The following is a 16,756-nucleotide window of genomic DNA, read 5'->3' on the forward strand; positions in this document are numbered from 1 at the left end:
TCGAACGCGACGAATTCTCTGATCTCATGGACACGTGTCCGAGTACGTGTCCTACGTGCCCATCGGCGGGTTGACTGACGTCGAGCGGCAGGTGCTCGCCGCCTACGGCACCGGCTTCCGCCTCGACCTCGACGGCGGGCGCGTCCGCGGTCCCGTGCTGGCGGCGATGCTCACCGGCGCCTACCCGCTCGGCGAGGGCGCGATGCCCGCGCTGCGCCTGGACGGGGCCAGGATCACCGGGCGCTTCGACCTCGAAGGCCGCACCGTCGACACCGTGATCACGATGCGCGGCTGCGTCTTCGAGCGCACCCCGGCGCTGCGCATGGCCCGGCTGGTCTCGCTGCACCTGCGCGGCTGCACCACCCCCGGCCTGCGCGCGCGCAACCTGCGCGTGTCCAGCGACCTGGTGCTGGAGGACGGCTTCACCTGCAAGGGCGCGCTCGACCTGACCGACGCCACCGTCGACGGCTCGCTGCGCATGATCGGCGCGGCCGTGCGCAACCCCGGCGCGGGCGCGCTGCTGGGCGCGCGGCTGCGGGTGTCGGGGTCGGTGCAGGCCACCTCGCTGCGCGCGGAAGGGGAGGTGCGCCTGCGCGGCGCGCACATCGGCGGCAGCGTGCACCTCACCGGCGCGCGGCTGTCCCAGCCCGACGGCGTCGCGCTGGAGGCCACCGGGATGCTGGTCGAGGGCAACCTGCTCTGCGACGCCACCGCGCGCACCCACTTCGACGCCGCCGGGGTGGTGCAGCTCTCCGGGGCGCGCGTCGGCGGGGACGCGGTCTTCTCCGGGGCCACCCTGCACGACGGCTCGGCCGCGGAGTCGGTGCTGGTGCTGCCGCACGGCAAGGCCGCCGACCGCATCGTGCTCGACGCCGACCGGCTGCGCGTGGAGGGCGACGTCAAGCTCGACGCAGGCTTCAGCGCCCGCGGCTCGGTCGCGCTGCGCGGGGCCCGCATCGGCGGGCACCTGCTGCTCTCCGGGGCGCGCCTGGGCGATCCGGCCGTGGTGGCCGGGATGTCGGAGAGCTTCGCCGCCGCGCGGCCCGTCGAGCACGTGCCGGTGGCGCTGCTGGCCGATGGCGTCGAGGTCGGCGGCGACGTCGAGGCCAGGGGCGCCTGGCGCAACCACGACACCGACGGCGACCCGCACGGCGCGCTGCGCGCCTACGGCCAGGTCCGCCTTGTCGACGCCACCATCCACGGCAGCGCCAGCTTCTCCCGCACCAGGCTGTACGGGCCCGCCATCGATGTGTTCTTCGCCGACCGGCTCACCGTCGGCGGGACCCTGTTCCTGCGCTGGGTCCGCGCCAGCGGCTCGGTGCGGCTGCAGAACGCCACCATCGGGTCCAGTGTGGACTGTTCGGGCGCGCGGCTGCGCAAGCCGAGGCTGCGACCCGACGGCTCGGTCAAGCCCTCGCTGGACGCGCGCGTGGCCACCATCGGCAAGGACCTGCTGTGCAGCCGCGGCTTCCAGGCCGTCGGCGGCGTGCGGGTGCGCCTGGTCGAGGTCGGCAAGATGGTCAGCTTCGACGGCGCGCGCCTCGGCGGGCGCACCCACCCGCGGCACCCGGTCACCGACAAGGTGCTCTCGGCCTACGGGCTCACCGCGCACGAGCTGGTCCTCACCTTCCCCGAGCGCCTGCCGCCGCGCGGCTCGGTCACCCTGACCCGCGCCAAGGTCGTCTCCGTCACCGACGGACCCGCGCTGTGGGCGGCCGCGGGCGGGGTCGACGTGGAGGACTTCGCCTTCGAGGCCATCCGCGCCCAGCCCGAGGTCTCGGTGCGCACCCGGCTGCACTGGCTGCGCGCCGTGCAGCCGGACTTCGCGCCCGGCCCCTACGAGCAGCTCGCCGCGGTCTACGCCGACGGCGGCGAGGAAGAGCTGGCGCAGAAGGTCCTGCTGGAGCGCCAGCGCCGCCGCTACGCCGAGCTGCACCTGGCCGGGCGGATCTGGGGCAAGCTGCAGCACGTCACCGTCGGCTTCGGGTACCGGCCGTGGCTGGCCATGCTGTGGCTGGCGCTGTTCTGGCTGGTGGGCGTGTTCTGGTTCTCCTTCAACGTGATGGAGCGCCTGGACTCCGACCAGAACCCGGTCTGGAACCCGCCGATGCTGGCCACCGACCTGCTGCTGCCCATCATCGATCTGGGGCAGGACAACAAGTGGCGCATGGTGGGCGCCTCGCAGTGGGTCAGCGGCGGGCTCATCGCCGCGGGCTGGATCCTGGCCACCACCGCGGCGACCGGGGCCACCCGCGTCCTCAAGCGGAGCTGACCTGTGGACAACTCGCGGTCACGCTTGGTCACCTGCGCCGTGCACGGAACGTGGCCTGTGGAATCACGCTCGGTTCATCACACGATCAGGTGGGCATCGCCAATCACGCGTGCATAACGGTGGTCGTTGGTGAAAGTGTCTGCATCGCACGGCGTTTTCCGCCGCGCCCCCCGTCGCAGATAACCGAGAGGGATTCCACCGTGGCCGCAGTGCGTACCGAGCGGAGCGCCACCCGGCGCGTGCTCGGCCGCGTGCTGTTCGTCCTCGGCGGTGCGGCGGCGGCGTGGGCGATCGGCTCGGCCACCGCGGCCGCCGACACCGGCTCGGACCTCGCCAGGGACCTCGGCGCGACCGTCGCGGCAGCCCCGCTGCCCGACTCGCCGGTCATCGCCGAAGGCAAGTCCGTGGTCGTCGACGTCATCGACGGCGCTCTCAACGTCCTGCACTTCGACGAGGTGGAGGACGGCGCCAAGGCGGCCGTCGACAAGGTGGGCGAGTCCTTCGCCAAGCACCTGGACCGCGGACTCGCCGCCACGCCGGGCCGGCAGGTCAGCGACCTGCTGCCCGATCTCCCCGACATCTCCCCGCAGCCCGGAACCGACGCGACGGACGGGCCCCTCGTCGTCGCGCCGGAAACCGGGCGGCCGGTCGCCGTGCCCGCTGCCGACGCGCAGCGGCACGGCGAGCCCGTCCCCTCGGCGGCCACGCCCGCCGAGGCGGACACCGGCACCCGTCGCGGCCCGCCCGTCGCCTCGTCCGACGAGGCACCCGGGCTCCCCGGGCTGCCCAGCGGCGTCCCGCCGCTGACCCTGCCCGCCCCCGCCCAGTCCGGGCACACCGGGGCAGGCCACGGGGACGTGCCTCAGTTCGGCCTGCTGTCCACGGCCCCCGCGGCCGCCGCGCCCGCCATCGCGCTGACCCAGCGCACCGCGCGCGCCGACGTGCCCGCCGCCGTCGACCAGCAGCCCGGCGTCACCCCCGACTGATCACCCGCGCGGCCGCGGCACGCCCTCGTGGCGTCGTCGTTTCGAGCAGGCGCGTGGAACTCCTCACCTGCCCTCGGCCGCGCGTTCACGGCGGGCAATTCCGCATTCCCTTGAACCGGGCGTGAGCACTCAGGACGCATTTCGTCCGTGCCGCCCACTCCCCGCGAATACATCGCGGAAACCGATGAAGGAGAACACCAGAATGCAGACCTGGGCAAAGCGCGGTATCCAGACCGCGCTGGTCACGGGTGGCCTCATGATGCTGGGCACCGGCATCGCGTCGGCCGACGACACCATCCACCCCGACACCCCGCCGTCGGCGCTCGACGCCTCGGTGAAGGTCCCGGTCCGGATCGACAACAACGCGATCGGGACCCCGCTGGGTGACCGCCACCTGCCGAGCGTGAACCGCGACGTCACCGTCGCCCCCGGCAGCGTGGCCAAGAAGCTGCCGCTGGCCAAGGCCGCCGCGGACGACAACGACGTGCTGCGCGGCAACAAGGTCGTGGGCAACGTCGTGGCACCGGTGAAGGTGACCGGCAACGCCGTCGCCGTGCTGGGCGACGCGTCGGTGGCCGACGAGTCCCAGCAGCACGTGACCAACACGCAGGACGTCGAGACCGACGGCAGCGGCAGCGGCCTGGCGGGCAACGTCGTCAACCTGGCCTACGGCCTGCCCATCGACGTCAGCGGCAACGCTGTCGCCGCGGGCGGCACCGCCACCACGCTGAACAGCAGCTCGCAGAGCGCCACCGCCGACGGCGACATCACCACCAGCGGCGACCGCGGCGCGGTCTCCGGCAACGTCGTCGCCGCACAGGGCGCGACCCCCGTGCAGGTCGTGGGCAACTCCGCGTCCCTGGCGGGCGTGGCCACCGCGATCTCGGACGCCTCGTCCGACGCCACCGCGGGCGGCACGATCGAGACCTCCGGCGAGGACGGCGCGCTGGTCGGCAACGCCGCGGGCGCCCCCGTCGCCCTGCCGGTGCGCGTCAGCGGCGACTCGGCCTCCCTGGGCGGCGTGGCCGACTCGCTCTCCTCGGCCACCACCACCGCGCAGGCGGGCGACGAGCAGCCCGACATCTACGGCGTCCCGGCCTACATCGAGACCGACGGCAGCGGCGGCGGCACCCTCTCCGGCAACGCCGTGGCCCCCGCGGTGTCCGGCCCGGCGGCGGTGGACTGCGACAGCGCCAACCTCGGCGGCAACACCGGCTCGCTGTGCGAGACCACCACCGACGCGGCAGCCGGCGGCGGCACCCGCACCTTCGGCGACGACTCGGTGCTCTCCGGCGCGATCGGCGCGGCCCCGGTGGCCATGCCCGCGCAGGTCCAGTCGAACTGCGGGACCCTCGGCGGCACCTGCGAGACCGACCACACCAACACCGTCACCTCCGACGCCGGTGGCGACGGCTACACCCGCGGCCACGACAGCGTGCTGGGCGGCACCACCGTCACCACGCCGGTCACCGGCCCGGTCGACGCCTGCGGCAACGTGGCGGGCGGCGGCGGCATGGCCGACGCGGTGTGCAACAACACCTCCACCAGCGAGGCGGGCGGCAACACCGGCACCACCGGTGACGACTCCGTCGGCGGCGGCAACAACGGCTCCGTGCCGGTCGCCATCCCGGTCGAGGGCCTGGGCAACGCGGGCGGCGCCATCGGCGACGCCGAGACCGAGGTCATCGAGAACAAGGTCTCCTCCGCGGGCGGCGGCAACAACAGCAACGACGACGCCGCGGTCGCGGGCGCCAACCTGGTGACCGTGCCGGTCGCCGGGCCGGTGCAGGTCTTCGGCAACGGCGCGGGCGCGGTGGCCAACACCGAGACCGAGATGGACGGGGTCAGCTCCGTCACCGCGGGCGGGCCCTCGCAGTCCAAGGGCACCCTGGGCACCCTCTCGGGCAACATCGGCCAGGCCCCGGTGGCCGTGCCCACGCAGGTCTTCGGCGTCGGCGCGCACGGTGTCGGCAACGGCGTGCAGACCGCCACCAACACCACCGACTCGACCGCGGGCGGCGACGCCGTCACCGACGGCACCGACGGCAACCTCGCGGGCAACCTGGTGACCGCCCCGGTCGCCTCGACCGCGCAGGTCTTCGGCTCGGCCGTGGCCGCGGGCGGGGACTCGCTGTCGGTCGCCGACAACGCCACGCAGACCACCGCGGGCGGCTCGGGCACCACCAGCGGCGAGTTCGGCAACATCTCCGGCAACATCGTCGGCGCCCAGGCGCTGCCGGTCGCGCAGGGCTTCGGCGACGCCGTCTCCGGCGTGGCGGGCGACGCCACCGGCGTGGCCACCAGCACCACCGTCGGCCAGTCCGGCGGCGACCTGACCACCAACGGCGACCACGGCTCCCTCTCGGGCAACCTGGTCGACGTCCCGGCGGCGGCCCTGGTGCAGCCGCACGGCGACGCCGTCTCGGCGATCGGCGCGCAGGCCCTCGGCGTCTCCGACAACGTCACCACCGGCTCGGTGGGCGGCACCTCGCAGACCTCCGGCGAGGACGGCCAGCTCAACGGCATCGACCTGACCGCCCCGGTCGGCGTCGACGCCCCGATCTACGACGTGCCCGTCGAGGTGCTGGCCGAGGCCGTCGCCCAGGGCACCCACTTCAGCGACGTCGCCGTCGGCGAGCAGGACCCGATGGCCCTGGCCCTGCCGAAGGCGGGCGTCCTGGAGGCCACCCAGGTCCCGGCGCTGCCCAGCCTGGGCTCGATGTCCAAGCTGCCCGTCGGCAGCACGGCCCGCACCGACGTGCCGAACCCGTTCGCCGAGCTGTTCACCAGCACCCTGAGCGGCCACAACGTGACCGACACCCTGCCGATGAACACCGTCAAGCCCCGCTCGGCCGACCCGGTCACCGACGTCCTGGGCAACCTCTTCGCCGAGGCCCCGCTGGGCGTGACCCCCGGCCAGACCCCGCTCGACGGCGTGTCCGGCATGGTGCCCGCCCAGGGCGCGCACGGCCTGGCCAACGGCGCCGCCGGCCTGGTGACCCTCTCCCCCGCACTGCCCCGCACCGCCGCCCCGGTCATGCCCGGCCTGGACGCGGTGCCCGGTCTGGACAACGTCGAGGGCGCCTTCGCGGGCAACCTCGTCCAGACCCCCTCGGTGGACCGCCTGCCCGTCCAGACCCCCGCGCTGTCGGGCCTGGACACGGCGTCCGCCCTCCCGACTGCCGCCGCCCCCTCCCTGGCGGACACGCAGTCCCGGCTGACCAACCTGGTCGGCTAGTGATCGGCTGACCACCGATCCACTGTGGACGGGCCCCGGAGCCTCGCGCTCCGGGGCCCGTTCGTCTGCGCTCAGACCCGGTACAGCGTCGTCAGGTCCTCGGGCGCGCCCTCCCACAGCGACGGCACGAGCGCGAGGATCGTCGCGGCGAGCACGTGGTCGCCGCTGGAGAGCCGCGGCCGACCGCCGACCCGCGCCCACGCCAGCTCACCCTCGATGATCGTGTTGAAGACGACCGCGATGTCGAGCCACGTCAGGCCGGGGCGCAGCCGCAGGCCGTAGTTGCCCGCGACCTTCTCGTAGACGCCCGCCCAGATCGGCAGCAGCTGATCGAGCTGCGCCTGGCAGAACTCCCGCACCCTGGGGTGGTTGGGCAGCGCGCCCTGGATGACGCTCTGCACGCTGATCAGCGGATCGGCCACGATCGAGTCCACCTCGACGGCCGAGACCGCGCGCACCAGGTCGGCCAAGCTCAGCGTGCGCATCAGCTCGTCGCACGTGCGGTCCATCAGCTCAAGGTGCCTGCGGTGCGGGGCCAGCCGGAACATGTAGGAGATGAGGTCCTCGGTGTAGCGGTCCTTGCGGTCCCACCGGTACCGGAACATGTTGACGCTCAGCGCCCGCCCGCCGCCCGCCCGCTCCAGGATGCGCTCGCGCGAGACCGACTCGAACAGCGCCGAGCGGCTGCCGGAGTCGAAGTCCGGCCCGGTGTGCTGGAGCAGGTCGACCCGCAACAGGTCGAGGCCGATCTCCAGGAACGCCCTGGTCTCGGTGCTGTTGGCCAGCTTCGCCCTGGTCGAGGCGAGCCTGCCCATCCCGATGTCGCGCAGCACCGGGGCCAGGTCGTCGTCGTGGGCGGTGGGTGATCGGCTGCCGGTGGCCATGGGAACCCCTCCGTGGTCATCACCCGGACGGTGCAACCGGACCGGGCGCGCCTCGCTCGGGTTGGGTATCTGGGCGCACCCGGGAGGTGTTACCCGGTTCGGCTCACCCCGCCAGGTCGGCTTGGACAGCCGCATTGGGCCGAGCGGACTCTGGGGAGTGGGACGGGAGGAGGAGTGCGATGTACGTGACCATGAGATTCGCATCGCTGCTGTGGCTGATCGCGGGGGTGGCCTTCGTGACGCTGTGCCTGGTCGCGGTCCTCGGGGCGGGCGCCGCCGGGACCGACGGCCGGGACGAGCGGCCGGAGAGCGTGCTGGTCGAACAGCCCGCCTAGCGCGGGATCGGACCGGGCGGGCTAGGCGAACTGCCAGGAGCGCTTGGAAAGCCCTAGCCAGAAGCCGTCGATGGCGGTGTGCCCGCCTGGTCCGCCCGCCGCGCCCATCGCGACGAACAGCGGGGCGAAGTGCTCGGTGCGCGGGTGGGCCAGTCTGCCAGCGGGGGCCTTGTGCTCGAAGTCCAGCAGGCCGTCGACGTCGCCGGCCAGCAGCGCGCGGTTGCCCCAGTCGTCGAACTCGCTGGACCAGGACGGGACCTCGGTGCCGCGCAGGGCGGACAGGTTGTGGGTGAAGAAGCCGCTGCCGATGATCAGCACGCCTTCGGCGCGCAGCGGGGCCAGCTTCTCCCCGAGGCGATACAGCTCCACCGGGTCCAGGGTGGGCATGGAGATCTGCAGGACCGGGATGTCGGCGGCGGGGTACATCTCCACCAAGGGGACGTACGCGCCGTGGTCGAGGCCGCGTTCGGGGTCATCGGCGGTGCCCGCAAGAAGCTTGCGGACCGAGGCGGCCAGTTCCGGGGCGCCGGGGGCGGGGTAGCGGACCTGGTAGTAGCGGTCGGCGAAGCCCCAGAAGTCGTAGGTCAGCCCGACCGTGGTGGTCGCGCCGATCATGACCGGGGCGGCCTCCCAGTGCGCGGAGACCACCAGGATCGCCGTGGGCCTCGGCAGGTCCGCCGACCACGCGGCCAGCTCGGCCGTCCAGGTGGCGTCGTCGGCCAGCGGCGGGGCGCCGTGGCTGAGGTAGATCACGGGGTGCATGAGAACCGCCAAGTAAGAGTTGAACCTTAAACTATCTTACCTGACGCTTCACTCGATGGTGTTATTCCTGATCGTCGGCTGACACCCCGCTGACCAGCGGTCGACCCGCCGTCCCTCCCGCCGGCATGGTGGGACCCGTCGCGACGGACTCCACCGGACTCACCACTGAAGGGGCAATCGCGTGAGCGACCTCAAGGAACTCGTCGACCACTACCTCACGGCCTGGAACACCCCCGACGATGCCGCCCGCCGGGCCATCATCGCCGACGTCTTCACCGACGACGGCGTCTTCGTCGACCCGTTCATGGAGGTCCAGGGCCACGACGCCGTCAACGGCGGCATCGGCGCCGTCCTGGCCCAGTTCCCCGGCCACGCCCTGACCCGCCTCGGCGACATCGACGACCACCACGGCACCGCCCGCTTCCGCTGGCAGATCGCCCCCGCCGACGGCGGCGAGTCGGTGGTCGAAGGGCTCGACGTGGTCGTCACCGAGGACGGCAAGCTCAAGGGCGTCTACGGCTTCATCGACAAGATGCCCGCCGCCTGATCGCCCCCGGCCGGGGACGCCGCACCGGCGTCCCCGCCCGCGATCACCCCTCGGGCACGCGCGCCGTCCCGTCCGCCACGGTGAAGCGCACCGCGCTGCGGCCCGGCTACACCCGGAACGCGCCCGCGACCAGCTCGACCGGCGCGCTCACGGCGACACCACCCGGTACACCTCGACCCGCGCGGGCCCCGGCAGCAGCGCCGGGTCCTCACCGGGCAGCAGCTCCATCGACGCGATCTTGCGCTGGCCCTCCTCCAGCGAGTCCAGCGACGTCGCCAGCACGACGACCAGCTGCTCGCGCGCGTCGGGCTGCCACAGCACCAGCGTCCGCACCCCGCCGGGGTGCTCGGCCATCGCGGGCTGGATGCGGCGGTCGTTCGCCGCGTCCGCGGCCTGCACGTGCGCCGGGCTCATCGGCCCGGCGAAGTGGTAGAGCCCCGCCGCCCGCGCCGGGCTTCCGGAGTCGGCCATCAGCAGCTCCGAGCGCACCTCGTACCACTGGCCGGGCCCCTCGGCGTCGGCGCGGAAGTCCCACAGACTCAGCAGCAGCTCCTGGCTGCCCGCCAGCGCCCGCAGCCGGACCACCTCCCGCGCACCCTCCACATCGGACCCTGCCGCCACTCTCGCGAACATCGCGCCCACCTCCTTCTCGGTGGGACCAGCCTCGCCGCGATCGGCCTCCAGCGGATCCGTGGAACCACGCAGGTGCGGTACGGGGGTTTCCGGGCCTGGGGTCTCAGTCGAACCCGTTGGCGACCGCCCACGTCGCCGCCTGGGCGCGGTTGGCGACGCCGAGCTTGGCCAGCACGTTGCCGACGTGCGACTCGACGGTCCGCTCCGAGAGCACCAGCCGCTCGGCGATGGCCCGGTTCTGCGCGCCCGCGGCGAGCAGCGCCAGCACCTCGCGCTCGCGCGCCGTCAGCCCGGTGTTCGCCCTGGTCCGGGTGGTGATCGCGGTGATGAGCCGCTCGGCGTCGCGCAGCGCGGGCGTCATGGCGAGCCCGCGCGCGGTCACCGCGGCGGAGCGGGCCAGGGCGAGCGCGCGGGCCGGGTCGGCCTCGGCGAGCACCCCGGCCAGCCCGATCTCGGAGAGCACCCGGTACGGCCGTGCCCCGACGCGGGTCTCGGTCGCGATCGCGGCCGCGTAGTGCCGCTCGGCGTCCTCGGCCCGGCCCAGCATGGCGGCGAGCGCGCCCAGCGGCCGCGACACCGACCCCCGGCACAGCACGCTGCCGCTGCCGGAGGCCAGCAGGTAGCCCGACAGCGGGGCCAGCTCGGTGTAGCAGTGTTCGGCGACGTCGCGGTCGCCGTGCAGCAGGGTCAGCTCGGCGGCGCTGTGCACGATCGGCAGCCACCGTCCGTCGCGCGGGGTCGAGGCCAGCCGCGGGCGCAGCCGGTCCAGGCAGTCGGCGCTGACCTCCGCCAAGCCCGCCCGCGCGGCGAACTCGCCGATGTGGGCCAGCACGATCGGCATCGAGGTCGCCCGCAGCGCCGCCAGGCACGGCTCGACCCCCTCCGCGCAGCGGCCGAGCAGGGCCAGCGGCTCGATCAGGAACGCGAACCGCAGGGCCTGGGCGGCGGGGTCGTCGGTCTCCCGCCCGGCGGCGGTGGCCAGCTCGGACTCGGCCAGCGCCTCGTCGAAGCGGCCCGCGAGCAGCGCGCGCACCCCGCGCATGCGGTGCAGGTGCCAGCGCGCCAGCGCCCAGCCCAGCCGCTCGGACAGCACGGCGAGCGCGTGCAGCTCGGTGTCGAGCACGTCCATCGCGCCCAGCTGCAACGCGGCGTCGACGCGCCAGAGCCGCGCCCACAGCTCGCCGTCGGGCGGAGCCTGGGCGCCCAGCTCCAGCATCCTGCGGGCCGCGGCGAGGCGTTCGGTGACGCCCTCCGGCGCGCTGAACACCTGCTGGCGGGCGCGCAGCGCGTCGGCCAGGGCCAGCGGGTCGCCGGTGCGCTCGGCCAGCTCCAGCGCCGTTCCGCTGGGCTCGGCCGCGGCGGCGGGCAGCAGGTAGGACAGGGTGAGCGCGCGCTGCGCCAGCACCCTGGCCCGCCAGGCGAGCGCGTCGGCGGGCAGCGCGGCCAGCGCCCGGTCGCACAGCGCGGTGATCGCCGGGCCCGACGGCCCGTCGATGCCGCGCACCACCAGCGCCGCGCGGGCCAGCAGCTCCGGCCTGCCCGCGCCGTCGGCCAGGTCGGCGGCCTGTTTGGCCCGCTCCAGCGCCCGGTCGAAGCGGCCTGCCCGGTAGTCGGCGTCGGCGGCGTCCAGCAGCAGCTCGGCGCGCGGGCCGGGGGCGCTGGAGCCGAGCACGGCGCGGGCGGCGTCGGCCAGCTCGGCCGCCCGGTCGAAGGCGAGCGCGCGGGCGGCGGTGGCGGCCGCCGCCCTGGTCGCGGCCACGGCGGCGCGCCTGCCGGGCTCGTCGGCCGCCGAGCGCAGCCGGTGGGTCACCTCGTCGCCGTCGAGGCGTCCGTCGGCGATGGCGTCGGCGAGGCGCGCGTGCCAGGCGATGCGGTCGGCGTCCGGGGTGTCGGCGTAGACGGCGTCGCGGACGAGGACGTGGGTGAACGCCGGTGTCGGCTGCCCGCTCAGCAGTCCGCCGCTGTCCGCGGCGACGACCCGGTCGGGGCTGAACCCGGTCAGCAGGGCGATGGCGTCGACGCCGCACCCGTCGCCCGCGACGGCGCAGGCGCGCACCACCAGCCGCGCGTCCTCGCCCAGCCTGCCCACCCGGGCGGCGATGATCGCGCGCAGCTGTGTGGGCACGCCCAGCGGCCAGCGCCCGTCGGCGGGGGCGGGCCGCCCGGCCGCGCCCGCGTCGGCCAGCGCGCGCAGCAGTTCCGCGGCGTACAGGGGATTGCCGCCGGAGGCGGCGGCGAGCACCGGAGCCCACGACGGATCGGCCCGGCCATCCACATAGGACTTGACGTCGGCGGTGGACCACGGTCGCGGGGTCAGCAGGAGCGTGCCGGAGCGCCCGCGCAGGTCGGCGACCGCGTCGGCCAGCGCGGACCCGGCGCGGGCGTCGCGGAAGCAGGCGACGACCACCAGCCCCGGCCGCTCGGCGGTGAAGCGCAGCAGCCGCAGTGAGGACTCGTCGGCCCAGTGCAGGTCGTCCAGGACCACCAGCGGCCCGCGCTCGCCCAGCGCGTGGGCCACCCGCTCGAACCGCCGCAGCCGCGCACCGACCCGCACCTGCGGCGGCGCGCCCGGCTCCTCGGCCGGGCCGTCGAGCAGCGCGGCCAGCTCGGGGACCGGGCGCAGCGCCTGCCACCACGGCCACAGCGCGGGCGCCCCCTCGTCGGGCAGCGCCCGGCCCCGCAGGACCTCCCGGCCCGCCGCGTCGGCCATCGCCGCGGCGGCGTCGGCCAGCCTGCTCTTGCCGATCCCCGCCGCTCCCGCGACGAGCACCACGGCCCCGCCCCCGCCCACGGCGTCGGCGAGCCCGGCCAGCTCGGCCTCCCGGCCCACCAAGCGCACGCGGAGATTGTGCTGGCAGGCGGGCCGTTTGTCACCGGAGGGCGTCCTGGCGCCGCAGCCAGCCGAGGATCACCTGGTTGGCGTCCTCGGGCAGCTCCTGCTGAATCCAGTGGCCGCAGTCCAGCTCGACCACGTCCACGTTGGGCACGAACTCCGCGAGCGCCGCGGACTTCTGGACCAGGTCCCTGGCGCCGTAGACCATGAGCGCGGGCTGCCGGACGACCGGGTCGGCGGCGGCCAGCAGATGCCAGTTGCGGTCGAGGTTCCGGTACCAGTTGATGCTGCCGGTGAACCCCGTCGCGGTGAAGGCGGAGACGTAGACGGCCAGCTCGGCCTCGCTCAGGAGGGGATCGCCGAGCGGTGTCTCCGCTCTGGCCAGGTTGATCATCGCCATACCCGGCTGGGGAGTCGCGGGGGGCTCGTTGCTGCGGTAGAGGTTGCGGAGGAACCGGTGGGCGTTCTCGTCGAGCACGGCGTCGGCCACGCCGGGCCGCCGGGTGAAGTGCACGAAGTAGTGGTCGCCGCCCAGCGCCTCCTCCATGGCCTCGACCCAGGGCCGCTCCCCGCGAACGGGGTACGGCAGGCTCAGGGCGACCAGCCGGGTCACCCGGTGCGGGTGCAGGAGGGCCAGCCCCCACACGACGAACGATCCCCAGTCGTGGCCGACGAAGGTGGCCTCGTCGTAGCCGTAGTGGTCGAGGAGCGCGACGAGGTCGCCGGTGAGGTGCTCGATGTCGTAGTCCGCCACGTCCGCCGGGCGGGAGGAGTTCCCGTACCCCCGCTGGTTCGGGACGATGACGTGATCTCCACGCCGTTGACGGAGACGAGGGTGGGCTCGGGAAAGTCCGGGATGGACACCGGTCGAGAGGTCATGGCTCCACCTTGGCGACCCGTACCGGACATCCCCTGACCGGTTTCGGTGGGAATCTCGACCGCGTGCGAACCGACCGGCTGGTGGCCGTCCTGCTCCTGCTGCAGCGGCGCGCGCGGGTGACCGCCGCCGAGGTCGCCCGGGAGCTGGAGGTCAGCGAGCGCACCGCGCGCCGCGACCTCGACGCCCTGGCCATGGCCGGGGTGCCGGTGTACTCCGCGCGCGGCCGGGGCGGCGGCTGGCGGCTGGTGGGCGGCGCCCGCACCGACCTGTCCGGGTTGACCGCGGGCGAGGTCCGCGCCCTCTTCCTGGTCGCGGGCCAGGCATCAGCGGCGACGCCCGCGGTGAAAGCGGCCCTGCGCAAGCTCGTGCACGCCCTGCCGGAGCCCTTCCGGGCGCAGGCCGAGGCGGCGGCGTCATCGGTGGTCACCGACCCGCACCGGTGGGGGGCGGTCCGCGGCGGGCACCCGCCTCCCCGCTTCCTCGACGCGCTGCAGGACGCGGTCATCCGCGGCGTGCGGGTGCGCCTGGGCTACACCGACCGCGACGGGGCCGAGACCGAGCGGACCGTCGACCCGCTGGGCATCGTCGTCAAAGGCCCGTCGTGGTACCTGGTCGCCGCGACCGGGGCGGGCAGGCGGAGCTTCCGGGTCGACCGGGTGTCCTCGGCCGAGGAGACCGGCGAACCCGTGCACCGGCCCGAGGGCTTCGACCTCGCCGAGAGCTGGCGGGCGATCACCGACGAGGTCGACCGCGAGCGGACGCCCGTGCGGGCCCGTGCGGTGTGCGCGCCCGACGGGGTGGGCGTGCTGCGGCTGGCGTTCGGCGCACGGCTCGACGTCGTCGGTCCCGCTGCCGACGGCCGCGTCGAGGTCGTGATCGGCGGCCAGGACGAGCGGCTGCTGGCGGGCGAACTCGCCGGGCTGGTCGCGTGGGTCGAGGTGACCGGCCCACCGGGCGTCCGGGAGCACCTGGCCGGGATCGGCGGCGCGCTCGTCGAGCGGTACCGATCGCTGCCGAGCGACAGCGGTCGACGGGGTCAGTTCTGGGCGAGGTCGGTGAACCGGCTGTAGTGCAGCTGGTGGGCCACCACCACCGTCGCCGTCGGCCCGGCACGGTGCTTGGCGACGATCAGGTCGGCCTCGCCGGCGCGCGGGTCGTCGCGCTCCCAGGCGTCCGGGCGGTTGATCAGCAGCACGATGTCGGCGTCCTGCTCCAGGGAGCCGGACTCGCGCAGGTCCGACAGCATCGGGCGCTTGTCGGTGCGCTGCTCGGGACCGCGGTTCAGCTGGCTGATCGCGATGACCGGGACCTCCAGCTCCTTGGCCAGCAGCTTGAGCTGGCGGGAGAACTCCGAGACCTCCTGCTGGCGGGACTCCACCTTCTTGCCCGAGGTCATCAGCTGCATGTAGTCCAGCACCACCAGCCGCAGGTCGTGGCGCTGCTTGAGCCGCCGCGCCTTGGCCCGGATCTCCATCATCGTCATGTTCGGCGAGTCATCGATGAACAGCGGCGCCTCGCTGATCTCGCTCATCCGCCGCGCCAGCTTGGTCCAGTCCTCATCGCCCATGCGCCCACCGCGCATGTCCGCCAAGCGGATCTTCGCCTCGGCCGACAGCATGCGCATGACGACCTCGGTCTTGCTCATCTCCAGGCTGAAGATGACGCTCGTCATGCCGTGGGTGATGGAGGCCGACCTGGCGAAGTCCAGCCCCAGGGTGGAGTTGTGGGTCGGCACCATCGCGCGGCCCGCCAGGTACAGGTGGTCGGCGCTGTCGACCTCGACGCAGCGCACGGGCACGCTGGGCACGGGCCGCACGTCGGTGATGTGCCGCACCGCCTGCCCCGCCCGGCGCCGCTCCTTGTGCAGCAGCCTCTTGTGGTCGAGCCGGAAGACCTCGTCCTCGGTGTCGAACACGACCGCGTCCGCCGCGCCGGGAGCGCACTGGTAGCCCAGGCCGACGACCAGGTCGCGCACGTCCTCGGCGGTCTGGGCGTCGGCGTGGTGGATCGAGCCGTCCGGAGTGACGGTGGCGCCCGCGTCGAGGAGGCCGGCCAGCAGCGCCCGGCGCTGCTCGGTCGAGGCCCGCAGGAACGCGGTGGGGACGCGGGCCGGGCCGCGGTGCGCCAGGCCCAGCGCGTACGGGTCGGCCGGGAGGTCGCGCTCGGGCAGCTCGGCCGGGGCGGCGTTCGCCACCGAGTGGGCGAACCCGCCGTCGGGGTGGCGCAGCGTGGCCGCGATCTGCCGGGTCGTGCGGATGTCGGCGCCCACCGGGCACTGGGTGAACCACTGGTGCTCGGCGTCGGCGACGATCACGGTGCCGTCGGAGAACTCGACCTCGTAGCACGGGCGCTGCGCCATCACCGCGGTCGCGGCGACGACCCGGGTGGGGCGGCCGTCCGCGCCGATCAGCCGGTCGCCCACCTGGACATCGCCCATCGTGGTCCAGCCCTCGGGCGTCGGCAGCGGCGTGTCGAGCGCCAGGGCCTTCCCGACGCCTGGCCGGGCCGCGACGATGATCATCTGCCCGGGGTGCAGGCCGTTGGTCAGCTCGTCGAGGTCGGCGAAGCCGGTCGGGATGCCCAGGGACTGGCCGCCGCGGGAGGCGATGGCGTCGATCTCGTCCATCGTCGGCTGGAGCAGGTCCTCCAGGGCGACGTAGTCCTCGCTCATCGTGCGCTCGGTGACCTCGTAGATGGAGGCCTGGGCGCGGTCGACCACGTCGGTCACGTCGGCGCCCTCGGCGCCCTGGTAGCCGAGCTGCACGATGCGGGTGCCCGCGGCCACCAGGCGCCGGAGGATGGCCTTCTCGGCGACGATCTCGGCGTAGTAGCCGGCGTTGGCCGCCGTCGGCACGGTGGCGATGAGGGTGTGCAGGTACGGCGCGCCGCCGATGCGGCGCAGCTCGCCGCGGCGCTCCAGCTCGGCGGAGACCATGATCGGGTCGGCGGGCTCGCCGCGGCCGTAGAGGTCGAGGATGCAGTCGTAGATGCTCTGGTGGGCCGGGCGGTAGAAGTCGCCGGGGCGCAGGGCCTCGACCACGTCGGCGATGGCGTCCTTGGACAGCATCATGCCGCCGAGGACGCTCTGCTCGGCGGCGAGGTCCTGGGGTGGCTGCCGATCCATGCCGGGCTCCGGCGGAGCGGACATACGGTCGTCGGTCAGCGCCACGGGTACCCCCTTGCATCTCCCGGAGAACGGTACGTCCGGGGCACGACAAGATCGCGTGTCCCGGCGACGCTAGGCCCCATCCGGGCGGTCGCAAAATCGGGCTGTGCACGCGCCTGTGGACAACTTGGGGATGGGTTCACCCGGCTGAGCACAGGTCGCCGCGACCCTGTGGACAGTCTGGGGACAACTTGTGTGGCATACACCGAACTAGCAGGTC

At 74.2% G+C, this 16,756-nt stretch carries 11 protein-coding genes and 1 pseudogene; 6 read left to right on the forward strand and 6 right to left on the reverse strand.

The window, feature by feature from the left end:
- Positions 1-34: 34 nt before the first annotated feature.
- The 3 genes from ACFPM7_RS00730 to ACFPM7_RS00740 all read left to right on the forward strand — a co-directional run bounded on the left by ACFPM7_RS00730 (position 35) and on the right by ACFPM7_RS00740 (position 6,496).
- The gene (locus ACFPM7_RS00730) at positions 35-2,272 is read left to right on the forward strand and encodes a translocation/assembly module TamB domain-containing protein (protein ID WP_378242612.1); all 2,238 of its coding nucleotides are present in this window, start codon (positions 35-37) and stop codon (positions 2,270-2,272) included.
- Positions 2,273-2,472: 200 nt separating this feature from the next.
- Entirely contained in the window at positions 2,473-3,258 is a 786-nt protein-coding gene (locus ACFPM7_RS00735; RefSeq protein WP_378242614.1) for a hypothetical protein, read from the forward strand.
- 202 nt (positions 3,259-3,460) lie between these two features.
- Positions 3,461-6,496, forward strand: coding sequence for a beta strand repeat-containing protein (locus ACFPM7_RS00740; protein ID WP_378242616.1), 3,036 nt, complete (start codon positions 3,461-3,463; stop codon positions 6,494-6,496).
- A gap of 71 nt (positions 6,497-6,567) precedes the next feature.
- Here the strand turns inward: ACFPM7_RS00740 and ACFPM7_RS00745 are convergent, their stop codons facing one another.
- The gene (locus ACFPM7_RS00745) at positions 6,568-7,380 is read right to left on the reverse strand and encodes a hypothetical protein (RefSeq protein WP_378242618.1); all 813 of its coding nucleotides are present in this window, start codon (positions 7,378-7,380) and stop codon (positions 6,568-6,570) included.
- 185 nt (positions 7,381-7,565) lie between these two features.
- Between ACFPM7_RS00745 and ACFPM7_RS00750 the strand changes: the two genes are divergently transcribed.
- Positions 7,566-7,715, forward strand: a complete 150-nt coding sequence (locus tag ACFPM7_RS00750; protein WP_378242620.1) for a hypothetical protein — start codon at positions 7,566-7,568, stop codon at positions 7,713-7,715.
- 21 nt (positions 7,716-7,736) lie between these two features.
- Here the strand turns inward: ACFPM7_RS00750 and ACFPM7_RS00755 are convergent, their stop codons facing one another.
- Positions 7,737-8,477, reverse strand: coding sequence for a dioxygenase family protein (locus tag ACFPM7_RS00755; protein ID WP_378242622.1), 741 nt, complete (start codon positions 8,475-8,477; stop codon positions 7,737-7,739).
- A gap of 181 nt (positions 8,478-8,658) precedes the next feature.
- Between ACFPM7_RS00755 and ACFPM7_RS00760 the strand changes: the two genes are divergently transcribed.
- Positions 8,659-9,024, forward strand: a complete 366-nt coding sequence (locus ACFPM7_RS00760) for a nuclear transport factor 2 family protein (RefSeq protein ID WP_378242624.1) — start codon at positions 8,659-8,661, stop codon at positions 9,022-9,024.
- A gap of 147 nt (positions 9,025-9,171) precedes the next feature.
- On the opposite strand, the gene ACFPM7_RS00765 is transcribed toward ACFPM7_RS00760, so the two are convergent.
- From ACFPM7_RS00765 to ACFPM7_RS00775, 3 genes and pseudogenes are all read right to left on the reverse strand, one after another.
- On the reverse strand, positions 9,172-9,657 hold the full coding sequence (locus ACFPM7_RS00765; RefSeq protein ID WP_378242626.1) for a hypothetical protein: 486 nt from the start codon (positions 9,655-9,657) through the stop codon (positions 9,172-9,174).
- A 103-nt stretch (positions 9,658-9,760) separates the two neighbouring features.
- Positions 9,761-12,496 carry a LuxR C-terminal-related transcriptional regulator gene (locus ACFPM7_RS00770; RefSeq protein WP_378242628.1) on the reverse strand — a complete coding sequence of 912 codons (2,736 nt, stop codon included), beginning with the start codon at positions 12,494-12,496 and terminating at the stop codon, positions 9,761-9,763.
- Between the two features lie 31 nt (positions 12,497-12,527).
- A pseudogene (locus tag ACFPM7_RS00775) lies at positions 12,528-13,343 on the reverse strand (alpha/beta fold hydrolase); the annotation flags it as partial.
- 89 nt (positions 13,344-13,432) lie between these two features.
- Between ACFPM7_RS00775 and ACFPM7_RS00780 the strand changes: the two are divergent.
- A complete protein-coding gene (locus ACFPM7_RS00780) occupies positions 13,433-14,440 on the forward strand; it encodes a helix-turn-helix transcriptional regulator (protein ID WP_378242630.1) in 1,008 nt (335 codons plus the stop codon).
- Here ACFPM7_RS00780 and dnaB read toward each other — a convergent pair.
- The gene (dnaB, locus tag ACFPM7_RS00785) at positions 14,407-16,518 is read right to left on the reverse strand and encodes a replicative DNA helicase (RefSeq protein WP_378243790.1); all 2,112 of its coding nucleotides are present in this window, start codon (positions 16,516-16,518) and stop codon (positions 14,407-14,409) included. The two genes, ACFPM7_RS00780 and dnaB, sit on opposite strands and share 34 nt — an antisense overlap.
- Between the last annotated feature and the right edge of the window lie 238 nt (positions 16,519-16,756).

This window comes from Actinokineospora guangxiensis, assembly GCF_042657845.1.
Taxonomy (GTDB): domain Bacteria; phylum Actinomycetota; class Actinomycetes; order Mycobacteriales; family Pseudonocardiaceae; genus Actinokineospora; species Actinokineospora guangxiensis.